Here is a 15,545-nt window from a genome sequence, read left to right as displayed (position 1 = left end):
TTCACAATTCAATATTGTGATCAGGGTGGTAATTTACCACCTTTTTTTGTATTTGTAATGGAATTGGGGCGATCGCATTTCTCAGTTTTATTAGGGCGATCGCTTAAATCTCCACCAATGCTAAAATTCTCCAACACAGACACCAAAAGACTTTTAAGACTGTTTTCTACTATCAATTGCATCAAATACAGCATAACGAGCTTTTCCCTGCTGTTTAGCATGATACATCGCCGCATCCGCATTTTGGAGCAATTTTTCTGGTTGGTCACAACCGCCTTGATTGATCGTAATACCGATACTGGCTGTGGTAGAAATCAGATTGCCGTTGAGGGTCAAGGGTAAGCCTAAAGTATCTTGAATTCGTTTGGCAACATTAATCGCATCATGAATATCTTTAATATCTTCTAGCAGGACAGCAAACTCATCACCACTAAAGCGTCCGACGGTATCACCGCTACGTAGACAAGATTCTAACCTGCGAGCGATCGCTACTAATAAATCATCACCCATTGCATGGCCATAGCGATCGTTCATTTCTTGAAAGCTATCTAAATCTAAAAATAAAATTCCAACCCGATAATCTATTCGGCGTTTACTTCTTTCTACCGCTTGCTTTAATCTATCTAAAAATAAAGCTCGATTAGGTAATGCTGTCAGTCCATCATAAAAGGCATTCTGGAGTAATTGTGACTCCATCAATTTGCGTTGGGTAACTTCTTGAAGAACTACCACTACACCAGTAATATTTTCATTACTATCCCGAACAGGAGCAGCATAATCTCCTACTAGTATTTCTCTACCATCTTTAGCAACTAACACACAATTATCTGGTAAATATAAAATTGCTCCTGTGACGATGGTTTGCGTCGCTAAACTTTCAATTGTTTCTTCTATATCTTTGTCAATTAGTTTAACAACTTCTGCTAAATTTTTCCCATAAGCTTCTTTTTGTTGCCAACCTGTGAGTGCTTCAGCCATTGAATTCATAAATTGAATGCAACCATAAGCATCTGTGACAACTACAGCATGTTGCATACTGTTAATAATTGCCACCATTGGTTGCTGTTCTTCTTGCATTTTTGTGTTAATTTTGTGCTGATCAATAGCCATTTCGGCAGCAAGATGCAATTCTGTTTCTGCGATTTTTTTGACAATATCTTTCCAAGATTGACTTGGTTCTTTCTGATTTAATTTCATCTATAGCAAATTCCTATTTAAATATAATACGAATATAGGAAAAATTTTATGGATAATATTATATGCTTGTGCCAGCAGATTTTTTTAATTAACTTGATGTCAATTAATACTAATATGTAAGAAAATTCTCGGATCTTTTTGACGGATTTTTCTCCCAAATCAGTAATACCTGAAAACTTGTATCCTCGTTCCAACAAGCTTCTTTGGAGATTAAGCACAAGTAAATTTTCATCCTCAGCAACTAGGATTTTGTGTGCTAACATATTAAAATTACCTACTTGCTAAGTTCAGATATTGATTGAATTGTTAACCCAATCTAAAGGTTAATAATTCTATGATAATCAATATCTAAATTATCGGCGTATATGCTCGGCTAAAATGCTGAATAGGTTTGAGATGATCTATTGTCCACAGTATTATTTGTCTTGCTAAAGCATCGTAAAAATATATAATTTTGTCTGATTTAAAAATCTTTTTCCGTAAAATCACTAAGAATTCAGCGATTTTGCAGCAATAAAAATGTTAATAATAAATCTCAAAAATCGTCAAAATTCCAAATTTAGATGCAGCAATAAGCCAACTCTTCTTGAATTGTCATCACCAAAATATTCAGATTTATCGGTTTGACAAGATAACGACGCGCGCCTAAACTTATAGCTCTATCTTGATCCGCTTTAAAAGCAAAGGCTGAAACTACAATAATAGGTATCTTTGATAAATATGGATGTTGTTGGATTTGTTCTAGCAGCCAATAACCATCAACATCTGGTAATTTTAAGTCTAATAACATTAAATCTGGCTGATAGCTTTTGATGGTTGAAAACAAAGCTGCTCCATTTGACAGACTTCTGACATCGTATCCACAGTAACCTAGGTAGTCACTCAGCAACATCCTATTTACGTCATGATCTTCAATTAGTAATACCCTTTTTAATTGATATGGATGCACTTGCTGATTAATGGTAGGTAAATGTGCTGTCATTATTAAACATAATTGAAGACTAATATTCCCAAAAAACACTAATAGATTTTCTCACTTTTGTGAGGTACATTCTTTGAGATCAGAGCCTAGAGAAGTTACACCTTATATGATTAGGAACTGTGATGTAAGCTTATGGATTTAATAAAAAAAGAGCCTAGTGTGTTATTAAATTAAGTATTTCTACTTTATTGAAGGTATTTTGCTGTTTTAAACCAATAGTAAATAAAAGTTAATTTTTTTCTAATATTTACTAAATAGCATGATTGCAATTTATTGATAAATCTTCATAAACAATTAATATTTGCTAAATATTTATTTATTTTTTTTATAAAAATTTACTTTATTAGAAGCCCTATTAATGTAGATATACTTAAAAAATGACTTATCTTAGTGATATAAACAACAGTAGTTTTACAGAAACCAGATTAATTTTTTATAAAAAAAAGGAGCAATTTATGCTCCTTTGCTTATTTTTGGGAATGGAAACCGGAGCCTCAACCGGATACTTTTTTTGATTTGCGTTGTATAGCAACGATTCCAGCGACACCCAACATACCCAGTACTACTGAGGGTTCTGGTACTGATGTTGGCTCTGGAGTTTTTACAGGTACGCCTTGAATGGTTACTTCATAGTTACCGTTGTGAGAAATACCGTCATCTTGTGCAACTACACCAGACCCAGTTGCGTTGAAGCTGTAGAGGTATTGAGCAGGGCCGCCATTATACGCAACTTTGACTAATTCGCTGGCTTGGATTGTTTCTGGTAGTTTAGCAAGACCATCGTTGATTAAATTGATCTTGGATATCACAGCATCTTTCTGAGTTGTTAAAGAGTCAACTCCGCTTTTAGCTGTATTTTTAGCTGTATCTACTTTACTGGACAATTGGGTATATGAAATGGTAGAGATACTACCTTTTTGCATAAAACCCAATAGAGCGTCAATATCACTAGTAGACTTATTTTGTGACTTGAGCGTTTGACGCTCTATTCCTAAAGCTGTTGTGGTTATATTAGTTGTGTTTGGATATTTTTGCTTGTACGCAGTAAGTCCATTTTGAGCTTGATCTAGGATGTTGTATGCAGTTTGTGCATCAGTCAGAGCTGTTTGTACTTTACCTAACGCAGTTTGTGCTTGACTGAGATCTCCAGCCAATTTTTGTTGAATTAAAGTTTTTGCATCTTCATGACCAGCCAAGCCAATGCGGATTGTACCATCTTTGTCTTGATTGACATAAGATAGGTTGGGGTCGCTGAAGCGCTGAAAACCACCGGCAACTAAAAATGCGTTAAACATATCTTGAGTGCCTGCCACATTGTAAGTAGACAAAGCTGTGTTAAACCACTGTGTAGCCAAATTAGAACTGTTATACAGTGGGCTAATGGCAGACATCAACGCTTGTGTATAAGCAACTGGATCAGAAGTCGAAGGCAAACTAGACAAAGCGGTGCTAATACTAGTAACAGAGTCACCGAACCAATCTTTAGCTGTCAGACTACTAAGAGTGATGTTTTTACCAGCAATTGTGCCGCTTATACTTGTAGCTTGGTCGTAGTTCAGGAACTGAATTAAATTTAGAGCTTCACTGTTAGAAAACAGTTCGATGTTACCACCAGGTGATGTGCTGTTGCCTTGTAATGCAGTCTGAACATTAACTGTTGTATTATCTACCTTGACGGTGTTACCACCACTAACACCATAGGTAATGTAGGGTGCTGTGCCTTCAACTGTAGCATCTGTAATGCCTACAGGATTTGCTGGAGAAGCTGGTGGTGCATATGCTTGTGCTGGGTTAGAGGCGATCGCACTCACGCCAACAGCCATTGAGGCACCAATTACAAGTGTTTGGAAAGTTCTTTTCATTTACTGTCTCCACCAGTTTTGGGGTAATTTTATATACTGTCTTTGTTTCTGGAATTGGATTAGCCTGACTACAGGCTTTGGCTTTTTTAGAATGCGGCTGGTAAAAAGAGCAACCAGCACTTAGCCATGTTTAGTAGTTACGCACACTAAACCAGTTTAAGAAACCAGGAGACTTGATTGGGTAAAGTTGTCGTAGATTCTGAATAAAAAGACGACTAATATTTTGCTATCGAAGTCAGCAATTTTACTGGATTACTGACTTTGATAGCGTTGTTAATATTACATGGATACCAAAAGTGGCTTTTTGGACTAAGCTTTTTTCATTTGGTGTTGTATGCCAAACCAGCCGGCGATCGCCATCAAGCCTAGTAATGCTGAAGATTCTGGCACTTGGCGTGGGCGAGGAGATGTACTCTGGAGGTTTGTCCACCTATTGCTATATGGATGAATGTAGGTTGATAGAGGAGCCGCACTAGTAGCAGTAGGCTGTTGAGGAATTAAGCTTGGTGTGTAGTAATGATTTGTGCTGTCAATGTTCTTCCCATCCTCAGTGGCTTCAGGCTGGAAATTCATCTCTTCTACATTTTTTGCTAATGAAGTGTTGCTGAATGCCCAAAGAGGTTGCTGTCCTAAAGCACCAATCACGGCAAAAGACAAAGCACAAACGCTAATTTTTACCACACTACTTGCCATGCACCTGTGTTAATTACTTGTAATTTACTGTCGTCGATAGATTGTAATATCTTGATGACATTTCAGGAATTTCTCTGTAGTTTATCTTAAACAAACCCAGGGTAGGTGGGGATTAATAAAATTCTGGCAAGTTTAACATCAAGACTTGATAAATCCACTTAGCTCGACTTACTTAAAGAAACTTAGCAATTCTTGCCACCGCAGTTTCTAACAAAGGTGGTTCATGTACCAAGGCAAAACGGACATATCCTTCTCCAGATTTACCAAACCCAGCACCGGGAGAAGCAGCTACGCCAGTTTGTTTAACTAACTGGGTACAAAATTCTACGGAATTGTTTTCCCAAGGAGAAGGTAACTTAGCCCAAATATACATAGTGGCTTGAGGGCTAGGAACTTGCCAACCAATGCGATGTAAGGCATTCACGAAAGCATCTCGCCTTTGACGGAAGGTAGCGACTGTATTTTTGACTTCGGCTTGGGGGCCTGTGAGGGCGGCGATCGCCCCATTTAAAATTCCTCTATATTGATTAAAATCAACTGCGGCTTTGATGTGGCGTAAAGCTTTGATTAACTCAGCATTACCAATGGCGTACCCAATGCGGAAACCGCCCATGTTGTAAGACTTAGAAAGGGTGAAAAACTCAATCGAGACGCTTTTTTCTGGATCAGCTTGCAGAATTGATGGAACTAAAGACTGAGGAAAACTCTTGACGATTCCCGAAGTTTCTGCAAATACTAAATCTACGTAAGGGAAATCGTGAACTAAAACAATATTGTGTTGCTGACAAAAAGCCACCGCTTCTTGGAAAAAAGCCAAAGGAGCGATCGCCGCTGTGGGATTATGGGGATAGCTCAACACCATCATCTTCGACTGTGCCACAACAGCAGTAGGAATATCTGCCAATACTGGTAAAAACCCATTTTCCGCTAGTAGTGGCATAGGATAAATTTGGCCACTGGCTAAATAGACTCCGCCTGCATGGGACGGATAACCAGGGTCGAGTAATAAGGCAAAATCACCAGGATTTAATAAAGCTAGAGGTAAGTGAGCCGTACCTTCTTGAGAACCAATTAAAGGTAGTACCTCTGTTTCTGGATTAACTTTGATGCCAAATTTTTGCTCATACCAGTCAGCCGCAGCTTGACGAAATGCTTGCGTGCCATTAAATAACAAATAACCGTGAGTATTCTGGTCATCAAGAGATTGGGCGATCGCGGCTAGAACGTGCGCCTCCGTGGGCAAATCCGAAGACCCCAATGACAAATCAATTAACTGTTGCCCAACTGACAAAGCCGCAGCTTTAGCTCTGTCCATTTCCGCAAACACGTTAAATCGTAGAGGTTGTAAACGCTGTGCAAATTGCATATTAGTCAAGGGTCGATGGTCAATGGTCAATAGTCAACAGTCCATAGTATTGACTATTGACTATTAACTAATTTTGATTTAAATGCGTATCTAGCAGACTCAGTAATTTATCTTTACTAATCACTCCCTCAGTTGATTCTAATAATTTTTCCCCTTGAATTAGCCTTAAGGCTGGTACACCTTCGACCCCGTACTGTTTGACAGAAACCGGGTTGGGGTCAACTTCCATTTTGACAATTTTCAGGCGATCGCTAAATTTGTTGGCGGCGAGATTAATCAGTGGTGACATCAACTGACATGGGCCACACCAAGAAGCCCAAAAGTAAACTAATACAGGCTGCTCAGATTGCAACACTTCGGTTTCAAACTCAGCATCAGTGATGGTGATTACACCCTTACTCATGGCAGTCTCCATTAGTTGGCATCAATACTTGGCACAAAAAATACTTTATCCCAAAGTTGTCAAGAGTCAAAAGTCTATAGTCCACAGTTCATAGTCAATATTTGCGCTTTTCTTCGTGCCGTTCCATCCTCAACTATTGATCATTGACTCTTGACTACCGAAGCAAAATCCCACAACCAACAGGTGTGGGACTAGCTCAAATCAGTATCTAACAAAATTTTACATTTGATCCAGTTGCTTGCGTAAAGATTCCAACTCCGCATCAACTACTTCATTCGATTTGGGAGGGGTTGTTTGGGAAGGAGTAGTTTGCTCTGGTGGTAGTAAGTTCTGATTGGGTGGACTTGCGGGTGCGAGTGAAGCTTTTAAAGCTGCCAATTCATCATCTACATCACTTCCCGCTTCTAACTGGGCAAATTGGCTTTCTAAATCCGAACCTGCCAACTCTGCGGCTGACTGGGCGCGGGCTTCTTGCATCAGGACTTTTTCTTCCATCCGCTCGAAAGCCGCCATTGCACTGCTGCTATTCATCCCCCGCACCATACCTTCAAGTTGCTCTTGAGCTTTGGCGGTAGTAATCCGCGCCTTGAGCATTTCTTTTTTGGTCTTGGCTTCGGAAATTTTACTTTCTAGCTGAATTAAATTGCGTTTTAGTGTTTCAACTTGAGTACTTTGCTGATCTAAGCTAGTTTTGAGTGCTGTGCCGGTTTCGGTGAAAGTCTTTTTGCGTTCTAGGGCTTGGCGGGCGAGATTTTCATCGCCTTTTTGCAGTGCGAGTTGAGCATTGCGCTGCCATTTGTTGATTTCATTTTGGGCATCATTGTATTGTTTTTCAGTGCGTTTTTGGGCGGCGATCGCCTGAGCTACACCCTGACGCAACTGTACCAAGTCTTCCTGCATTTCCAGGATGGCTTGCTCTAGCATTTTTTCTGGGTCTTCAGCTTTATTTACCAAGTCATTGATATTTGCACTGACTACTCGCTTAATGCGATCGAATAATCCCATAATTTGTTTTCCTTTTGCAGTTTCGGTACTTGGATGAACAGTTAAGGTTTTTACTATTTAATAGTTTCTTATTTAAATGTAATCTTTCCGGCTTGCTTCGGTACCTCCTGATACCTCTTAATTGTTAAGATATACCCTGGCTATAACGATTGACCAGTGTTTAAGGCTCTGGAGATTGGGGCAATTGCTGTGGTAGTGGAATTTCTGATTCATGCAGTGCCTGTTGTTTCATTGCTGCCAATTCGGCATCAATGCTGTTGCCAGATTCTAGGGAAGTAAATTGTTTTTGTAAATCGTCGCTATCTAGTTGGGCTATAGCTTCTGATTTTGCTTCGATTTGAAAAACTTTCTCTTCCATTCGCTCAAAAGCATTCAAACTACTGGTGGCCGAAGCTCCACTGAGCATTTCCTGAAGTCGATAGGATGCTTCCGCCGAACGGGCGCGGGCAATATACATATCTTTTTTGGTTTTGGCTTCCGAAATCTTGGCTTCTAGCGATCGCATATCTTTCTTTAGTCGCTCAACAATGTCGGTTTGTTGTCCGACTTGATTGGAGAGGGAAGTGCCGGTTTCTTGATAAGCACGACGTTTGGTTAAGGCTTCTCTGGCTAGAGGTTCATTGCCTTGTTTTATTGCCATTTGGGCTTTGCGATACCAGTCCTCAGCAGTGGCTTGGGCGGCTATTGCTTGGCGTTCAGTGCGTTTTTGGGTAGCGATGGCTTGGGCTAATCCCTGTCGCAATCGCACTAAATTTTCTTGCATTTCGGCAACGGCTTGTTCCAAAATTTTTTCTGGATCTTCTGCACTGCCTATCAGACTATTGAGGTTAGCGCGAATCACCCGCAGGATACGCTTGATTAATTCCATCTCGGCTCTCCATTCACTCTCAGCAAGTCAGAAGCCAGTAGTTATCAAATAGTAGTCTTATCTCCCCCTGCATCTCTGGTTACTGAGCGACTTGCTCTAGTGTCCCGTAGCCAAGGGAGTTGAAGTATACACCCTATTCTCTTTGATTCATCCTATCGTAGATTTTTCTCCCTTATGGCTACTGCACCCGTGCTTTAATGCCTTTAGCTTGTAGTTCTTGTAATCTTCTTTCTACTTGCTCTTTGGTTTTCAACGCCCCAAGATAAATCAGCTTTTGATCGCGCGATAAATAAGCATCGGGAACTAATTGCCGAACAGTGGCAACAGTGCGATCGCCTTCATTGTCCGTCACAATATGATAGAACCCATCTGCTGCGGGTTTGATTTCGGCGTTTACCTGTGGGGGAGTAACTGTCGGCTGGGGTACAGGTTGTGCTGTGGCGATAGGCGGTATATTCAACGGTTGTACTGGCTGTACATCTGGTAACGGGTTAACCACAGGCGGCGCAACTGGCGTGGGAATTACCACAGGCGGATTAATCGGTGCGATCGCTGTTGGGAGAGTTTTTGGTTGTAAGCCAACTATATCGTTGGGGTCTTTCAGTTCGGGAAATTCTTTCGCCGCTAAATTGGGATACTTGGGGATAGGAGTCAGTTCAGTCTGCTCTGAGATTTGGCGTTGGCTGGCTGTTTCTTGAGTCTGAGTTTTATCGGTACTAGCAGCGGGATTACTGTTAAATATTTTATCGAAACTCAACTGTGGCAAGCTTTTCGGATTAAATACTATGTAACCCAAGGTCAAACTAGCCATCAACAGCAGCAACATCGAGCCGATACCCAACGGTGAAAGCAGAGTATCGTTAGAATTGCTGGGTGGCTTGCTTGGTTGTTGTTGTTCATCATTTAAACTCCGCAGTAATGCTTCACTCGATTCCAAATAATCCTCTGGTTGAGTTGAAGTTTCCTGCGCTTGCATCAGATTTTCACTGTGAGCAACCTTAGCCGTCGCCGGCACTATACTGCTAGTAGAATTTGGTGATGGTAGGGGAATTTGGGTTGGACTAAAATCGCTAGAAGATGGCTGCTGTAGATGTTCTACTGCCTCTGTCTTGGCTGTTACTGGTTTTTCCAGAGGTACTTCGGTTACAGGTACAGACTGTATACTCGTGGGAATTTCTGTTGGGGGTAGCTGAATTTTGCCAGCCAATGTCGTTATTTCTGTTATGTCCTGGGTTTGAGTGTTAATGTTACTTCCTTTACGGGGTTGATACGCTGTTTTGGATGCTATGCGTGAACGACGGTATCTAGCCAACTCTTGATCTAGCTGTACTTCCACACTAGACAGGGCTGCGGCTAATGCTGGCTTCAACTCAGGTGTTTTCGATGATTGAATACCGGAATCTATTGGTGAGTTTTGACTCATTGCCTGTCTACCTCAAACCTAGACTGTTGAATTAACTGTAGATAATTTTTGCTAATGCTAACGAAAAATTTCCCATCACTATAAACTTTCTTGAATTATCTTGAATTTCAGCACTCAGCACTTTGAAGTAAGGATGTCTTGGAAATCAGTCAATGATATTTTAGGCTTTCTCGAACAGCAAGCCAGATGGCAAGAACAACCATTGCCAAAAGTGCTGCATTTTTGGGCAGAAGTTGTAGGTGTAGTGGCGGCTAAACATACCCAACCTTTGGTGATTCAGCGTGATGTTTTGCGCGTGGCGACTTCCAGTGCTGCTTGGGCGCAGAATCTCGCTTTTAAACGCCAAATCATTTTATTAAAGTTAAATGAAAAGTTGCCTACACCTTTGGTGGATATCCGCTTCTCTACGGCTGGGTGGCAACATCCTTCAGCCACGCCACCGCAACCACTCACAGGTTCGCCACAGGAACATCCTAGTTATCTAGGAAATCTGAGTAATGTTCCGCCTGATGCTTCGCCGACACGGGAAAATCCTCAAAGTGCATTTGGACTATGGGCGGAAAAGATGCAAGTGCGATCGCATGGTTTACCCCTTTGCCCCCAATGCCAATCTCCTACCCCTCCCGGTGAACTACAACGCTGGCAAGTTTGTGCTATTTGTGCCTCTAAGCAGTTTTGAACCTAAGTTAATGGTTGAGATTGGGTGTAAGAGTGTCAAAATTTTGCTTACTACCAAACAATCTAACATTGCGAATTTTGTAATTAATGTTTAATAAAATTGATATTTTTTCCAAAAAAAGAGGAAAAGTTTTTGTAAAGTTTATATTTTACAGGCATCCTCTGATAAATACTTAAGAAATCTAGGTTAATTCCTAGTCTCTCAAAAAACAGTTAGAAATTAATAACTGGGGTTTCAAGTTGATATTTCTCCCAATTAACTCAAGATTTGGCTGATTGGTTTCACGAAAATAAGTCTAAAACTAAAGTCTAATATTTCTGCCTGAGATATTAAAAGGCTAGAAAAGTCCTTATATAGTTTTTTAGTTTCAATCAAGCTATATATTTTGTTGTGCTTACCGGGACTTTAGGTAATTTCTATGGGCAAAGTTGTCTAAAATCCCACTAAATTATTTTCCTGTTTTTCTCACATTCCTGAGTATTTATCGACACCTATCAAGTTTGATTTTCAAAATATTTGAGTACTTAATTGCGTAAAAAGTATTTCTCAGCCAATAAATGTTCACGGCTGATATCTCAGTAATAATTATGTAAATTTAAGTTTGAATTGCCAAATTATATACACAATTTTATAGTCAACTAGCTATATACAGGCTCGTTTGAAACATCAAAGTTGAATGTGTGCCAAATCTAAACTTTTAGTTTTAGCCTTGATCCCTAGCTATTTTTAGCCAAAAATTAGTGGGTAGATACTTTAGCGATCATTTAAAAATATAACAAGATTCTAAAAACATCCTGAAGTTTATTTTTCTGTTGGGATCGCTAGAACCCAGAGTAAATAATAATTTGCTGGCAATATTACGTATTTATATCTAGGCGCAGAATATAAATATGTAAGACAGCCCTGAACAGCACTAAAGATGAACTCAAATGAAACCGATAAACTTTTTGACATCTGCCTGTAGATATTGTCGTCATTACAAACCAGAAGGCCGCCGTGGCGGAACGTGTCAACAGTTGGGAGCGCCTGTGCAAGCCGCTTGGAAAGCTTGTTCTTTAGCTCTTCCACCTTTTGCACCTTCTTGGGAAACTTTAGAAGATTCGTGGAGTTTGCCAGATGGAACACCCGTCTTAGAGAGTTCCCATCCTCTAGTTGCTGTTGTTGACAATATAACGGTTGTGCCGATTGAGGAAATCGTTAATTTAATTCCTGAAGAGGCTGAGGCTAAGACTAAAACAGTAAGTGCTAATTTAGCTACTATTTCTTATTAGACTTGGTTTATAGACATAAAAAATATTTCTCTTGAAAATTGCTAGTGCTGTAAACGTTGACATCTCCGAAAATCGCACCTCATACCAATTTTGGCTTGTGAATGGAAAACTTTCTCAAAAAGCTTTTCTTGACAACTCCAAAATACCTAAGCTCAAATTGGTATGCCTCAAAGGTGCGATTTTTGCCATTTTTAAGGTAGCCAAGGGAAGGAACGAAAATTGGGTGATCGCTTTTCTAAAAATGCTTGTTTGCCTTCAGCACCTTCTTCTGTCATGTAATAAAGTAAAGTTGCATTCCCCGCCAGTTCTTGTAAACCAGCTTGTCCGTCACAATCGGCGTTGAATGCGGCTTTGAGACAGCGAATGGCGATCGGGCTTTTCTGTAAAATTTCTTGCGCCCATTGAACACCTTCATTTTCTAATTCTTCTACTGGCACAATAGAGTTAATTAAACCCATATCTAGCGCCTCTTGGGCATTGTATTGACGGCAGAGGAACCAAATTTCTCGCGCTTTTTTTTGCCCAACACTGCGGGCGAGATAACTAGCACCAAAACCACCATCAAAACTACCGACTTTGGGGCCAGTTTGACCAAAAATAGCGTTATCCGCCGCAATGGTGAGGTCACAAATCAAGTGTAAAACGTGTCCACCACCGATCGCATATCCCGCAACTAAAGCAATCACGACTTTTGGCATCGAACGTATCAAGCGCTGCAAATCCAGCACATTCAAGCGAGGAATTCCCGCATCATCTACATAACCCCCTTCCCCTCGCACACTTTGATCACCACCAGAACAAAAAGCATACTTACCATCAGTGTGGGGGCCAGCACCAGTAAATAGAACTACTCCAATATTTGTATCTTCACGGGCATCACAAAACGCGTCGTACAATTCAAAGACAGTTTTCGGACGGAAAGCATTACGTTTGTGTGGGCGGTTGATGGTGATTTTTGCAATACCATCGGTTTTGTGATAAAGAATATCTTCGTAGGTTTTGACAGATTGCCAGTTAACTTGCATGAGAAAGAATTGCGCTATTGTGCTTGAGAATTTTATCGCGGACTGAGAAGCGATCGCTAAAATTTCCTCTCTCCAGTAAAATCAGGGCTGGTAATTGACTTACAATCAAAATGCGCCGCGACTCTATTTTCTACAAATTATTCCAACAATTTCCCGGTTTGCTGTTTGAATTAGTAGATCAACCACCATCAGAAGCTGAAAATTATCTATTTGAATCGGTGGAAATTAAAGAAACAGCATTCCGAATTGACGGAGTGTTTCTACCTCCAGCTAATGCAGCATCCAAAGTTGTCTTCTTTGCTGAAGTGCAGTTTCAAAAAGATGAAGACTTGTATCATCGCTTTTTTAGCGAATTGTTTTTGTTTCTCTACCGCCACTTGATTCGTTATGATGACTGGTTTGGCGTGATTATTTTTCCTTCACGTAATTTAGAACCCTCAAATCCTCGGATTCACCAAGCATTGTTACAAAGCAATCAAGTCCGGCGAGTGTATTTGGATGAATTAGGCGATTTACGACAACAACCTTTAGGATTGGCTTTGATGTTGCTGACGACAACGCCTGAAACCGAAGCAGTGGAAGCAGCACGGTATCTGCTAGAACAAGCACAGCAACAATCGGAACAAGCGATAATAAATTTAGTGACGACGATTATACTCTACAAGTTTTCTACCCTAAGCCGAGAGGAGATTGAAGCAATGTTGGGACTGATTTCAGAAGAACCACGGGCTATTCGAGAAGCACGAGAACAAGAAGCGCGATCGCTCATTCTCCGACAGTTAAACCGACGAGTAGGTACAATTTCTGATGAACTTCAGCGCCAGATTCAGGCGTTGTCTTTAGAACAGTTAGAAGCATTGGGTGAAGCCTTGTTGGATTTTGTGGCGATCGCGGATTTAGAAACTTGGTTACAGGCACACGCTACTAGTTGAGAGCGATATTACTACAGTAAAACGATTATGGCAGCGAGAAATGGTTTCCTTGATGAAGTAGCTTTTTAGCCTTGTTATATTCAGCCCTGAGATATAAACAATACTGTTGGGAATCCTATTATTAGGATTGCTTATCTTAAAGGGTATAAAAATATGAATGACCTTAAATCTTTACTAGATCGTGCTTCATTAGAGGATAGGAAAGCATTGGCAGATATTCTTAAAGCCTCAAAACCAACAGTCGATGCTATTGTTAATCGTCTATGGGAGGCAAGTCAAGATGCTGCAATTTATATATTTAACGAAATATGTGATGATCAACCCAGTTATCACAAAATAGTTAAGAAAGCTGCTAAAAAGTTAAAAATCAAATGTGGTAAATATGAATCTGCTAGTGAGATGGAGATAAAAATTGCACAGAAGGTGATGGCCACAATGTTGGAGAAAATGACACCAGAACAAAAGCAAGAAATCGAACAGCAGTTAAGAAAAACAGCATCACAATTTGATAAAGGAAGTGAATTATTAGGAAGTACTAGTATTTTTCTTGCTTTAACAGGCGCTCAATTGTCTGGTTTTGGTATTTACTTACTAGCTTCAACAACGTTAGGCACACTTACGGGAATAATAGGAGTTACTTTACCCTTTGTTGCCTACACAACAATGTCAAGTACAATAGCTGTAATTATCGGGCCAGTTGGGTGGATAGGTGCAGGACTATTCACTGCATGGCAATTGACAGGCCCTAATTATAAAAGAGTCATTCCAGCCATTCTTTATATTTGCGCCCTCAGAGCAAGATTATATGGTGGTTTTGCTTAATTGATTGCAAGAAAATTTTTTTGAAATCCTTATAAGTAACGAAGGATGTATTGTAAACTTTGCCTGAAAAATACCGATTTAAGAGAATCACATATAATACCAGAAACATTTTATGAAGAAATATATGATAATTTGCATAGAATGGTTTTTCTATCTTTAAAAGATACTAAACTTAAATTTATTCAAACTGGAATTAAGGAAAAACTATTATGCCACAATTGCGAACAAAGATTTTCTAGGTGGGAAAATTTTCTAAAAAGAGATTTAGTTGATTTTGGAAACAAGAAAAGTAAATATTTAAAATTTCCGATTTTAGAAGAAAATTTTATTCAGGTTGAAGGGATTAGGTATAATGAATTTAAACTTGCTATTTTATCTATTTTATGGCGTTTGTCAGTATCATCACATCCCTATCATTGTTTATATAAATTAGGAATTCATGAGGATAAGCTAAGACATATATTATTAAAAGGAATTGCACCAGATGAAAGTATATACCCCATAATTGTTACGAGGCATGAAATTGAAAAAGAGTTTGACCCAGGTATAATAATGCAATTTCCTCCTAAAGTGGTTAAAAAATCATTTACTATTCCATCTCATACTATTCCACCTAAGAGATTTGAGCAATTATTAACTATTGAAGCTTTTACTATATGGGGACATACTTTCAAAATTCTTATTAATGATAATATTTTTATGAAAGTTAATCTAGAAAATTTTCTTAGAAAATCTGGGCATTTAAATATAAAGGCCCAAGAGTTAATAGAATTTATGTCTGAAGATAGCGTTTTAAGCAGAATTTACGATCAAGATGTTAATAATATATATGAAAAAATGATTGATGAATCAGAATAGTTATGTTAATTCTTTAGCTTAAAGGGTAAAGAAGCTTATTTTAGAAAAATATTATGTAGCTAAGTAATATCGATAAATGGCTAAACTACTTCAACTGCTTGACTACAAGCAGTTTTACTTTTAATACCAGCCTTCACATAATTATCATAATTTATAAGC

General features: G+C 39.3%; 16 protein-coding genes. 5 read left to right on the top strand and 11 right to left on the bottom strand.

Features of this window, described 5'->3' with window-relative positions; all coding sequences use genetic code 11:
• Positions 1-20: 20 nt before the first annotated feature.
• The 10 genes from IQ244_RS12750 to IQ244_RS12705 form a co-directional block, all read right to left on the bottom strand.
• Complete coding sequence (locus tag IQ244_RS12750) at positions 21-182, bottom strand: hypothetical protein (protein WP_193894496.1); 162 nt, start codon at positions 180-182, stop codon at positions 21-23.
• Positions 154-1,197, bottom strand: a complete 1,044-nt coding sequence (locus tag IQ244_RS12745) for a diguanylate cyclase domain-containing protein (protein ID WP_322746062.1) — start codon at positions 1,195-1,197, stop codon at positions 154-156. Before IQ244_RS12745 ends, IQ244_RS12750 begins: the two co-directional genes overlap by 29 nt.
• Before the next feature lie 559 nt (positions 1,198-1,756).
• Positions 1,757-2,179, bottom strand: coding sequence for a response regulator (locus IQ244_RS12740; protein ID WP_193894494.1), 423 nt, complete (start codon positions 2,177-2,179; stop codon positions 1,757-1,759).
• Between the two features lie 494 nt (positions 2,180-2,673).
• Entirely contained in the window at positions 2,674-4,041 is a 1,368-nt protein-coding gene (locus IQ244_RS12735; RefSeq protein WP_193894493.1) for an NF038130 family PEP-CTERM protein, read from the bottom strand.
• Between the two features lie 309 nt (positions 4,042-4,350).
• Positions 4,351-4,734, bottom strand: a complete 384-nt coding sequence (locus IQ244_RS12730; protein WP_193894491.1) for a hypothetical protein — start codon at positions 4,732-4,734, stop codon at positions 4,351-4,353.
• Positions 4,735-4,906: 172 nt separating this feature from the next.
• Positions 4,907-6,100 (bottom strand): LL-diaminopimelate aminotransferase, encoded by a 1,194-nt coding sequence (locus tag IQ244_RS12725; RefSeq protein WP_193894489.1) that lies wholly within the window; start codon positions 6,098-6,100, stop codon positions 4,907-4,909.
• Positions 6,101-6,167: 67 nt separating this feature from the next.
• Positions 6,168-6,503 carry a thioredoxin family protein gene (locus IQ244_RS12720; RefSeq protein ID WP_193894487.1) on the bottom strand — a complete coding sequence of 112 codons (336 nt, stop codon included), beginning with the start codon at positions 6,501-6,503 and terminating at the stop codon, positions 6,168-6,170.
• Positions 6,504-6,722: 219 nt separating this feature from the next.
• The gene (locus IQ244_RS12715) at positions 6,723-7,508 is read right to left on the bottom strand and encodes a PspA/IM30 family protein (RefSeq protein WP_193894485.1); all 786 of its coding nucleotides are present in this window, start codon (positions 7,506-7,508) and stop codon (positions 6,723-6,725) included.
• 160 nt (positions 7,509-7,668) lie between these two features.
• On the bottom strand, positions 7,669-8,376 hold the full coding sequence (locus IQ244_RS12710) for a PspA/IM30 family protein (protein ID WP_193894483.1): 708 nt from the start codon (positions 8,374-8,376) through the stop codon (positions 7,669-7,671).
• 178 nt (positions 8,377-8,554) lie between these two features.
• Complete coding sequence (locus IQ244_RS12705) at positions 8,555-9,799, bottom strand: hypothetical protein (RefSeq protein WP_193894481.1); 1,245 nt, start codon at positions 9,797-9,799, stop codon at positions 8,555-8,557.
• Between the two features lie 133 nt (positions 9,800-9,932).
• Here IQ244_RS12705 and IQ244_RS12700 point away from each other — a divergent pair, with 133 nt between their 5' ends.
• Positions 9,933-10,478 (top strand): DUF721 domain-containing protein, encoded by a 546-nt coding sequence (locus tag IQ244_RS12700; protein WP_193894479.1) that lies wholly within the window; start codon positions 9,933-9,935, stop codon positions 10,476-10,478.
• A 929-nt stretch (positions 10,479-11,407) separates the two neighbouring features.
• Positions 11,408-11,749, top strand: coding sequence for a hypothetical protein (locus tag IQ244_RS12695; RefSeq protein ID WP_193894477.1), 342 nt, complete (start codon positions 11,408-11,410; stop codon positions 11,747-11,749).
• 191 nt (positions 11,750-11,940) lie between these two features.
• On the opposite strand, the gene menB is transcribed toward IQ244_RS12695, so the two are convergent.
• Complete coding sequence (gene menB / locus IQ244_RS12690; RefSeq protein WP_193894475.1) at positions 11,941-12,774, bottom strand: 1,4-dihydroxy-2-naphthoyl-CoA synthase; 834 nt, start codon at positions 12,772-12,774, stop codon at positions 11,941-11,943.
• Between the two features lie 110 nt (positions 12,775-12,884).
• On the opposite strand from menB, the gene IQ244_RS12685 reads away from it, so the two are divergent.
• The 3 genes from IQ244_RS12685 (at position 12,885) to IQ244_RS12675 (ending at position 15,386) form a co-directional block, all read left to right on the top strand.
• Positions 12,885-13,706, top strand: a complete 822-nt coding sequence (locus IQ244_RS12685) for a DUF2887 domain-containing protein (protein WP_193894473.1) — start codon at positions 12,885-12,887, stop codon at positions 13,704-13,706.
• A 153-nt stretch (positions 13,707-13,859) separates the two neighbouring features.
• On the top strand, positions 13,860-14,528 hold the full coding sequence (locus IQ244_RS12680; protein WP_193894471.1) for a hypothetical protein: 669 nt from the start codon (positions 13,860-13,862) through the stop codon (positions 14,526-14,528).
• A 45-nt stretch (positions 14,529-14,573) separates the two neighbouring features.
• A complete protein-coding gene (locus IQ244_RS12675) occupies positions 14,574-15,386 on the top strand; it encodes a hypothetical protein (protein ID WP_193894469.1) in 813 nt (270 codons plus the stop codon).
• The last annotated feature ends 159 nt before the right edge of the window (positions 15,387-15,545 follow it).

The sequence above is a fragment of the Nostoc sp. LEGE 06077 genome (assembly GCF_015207705.1).
GTDB lineage: Bacteria > Cyanobacteriota > Cyanobacteriia > Cyanobacteriales > Nostocaceae > Nostoc_B.
Note: the sequence above shows the minus strand (reverse complement) of the source record. Positions and strands in the feature narration are given on the sequence as shown.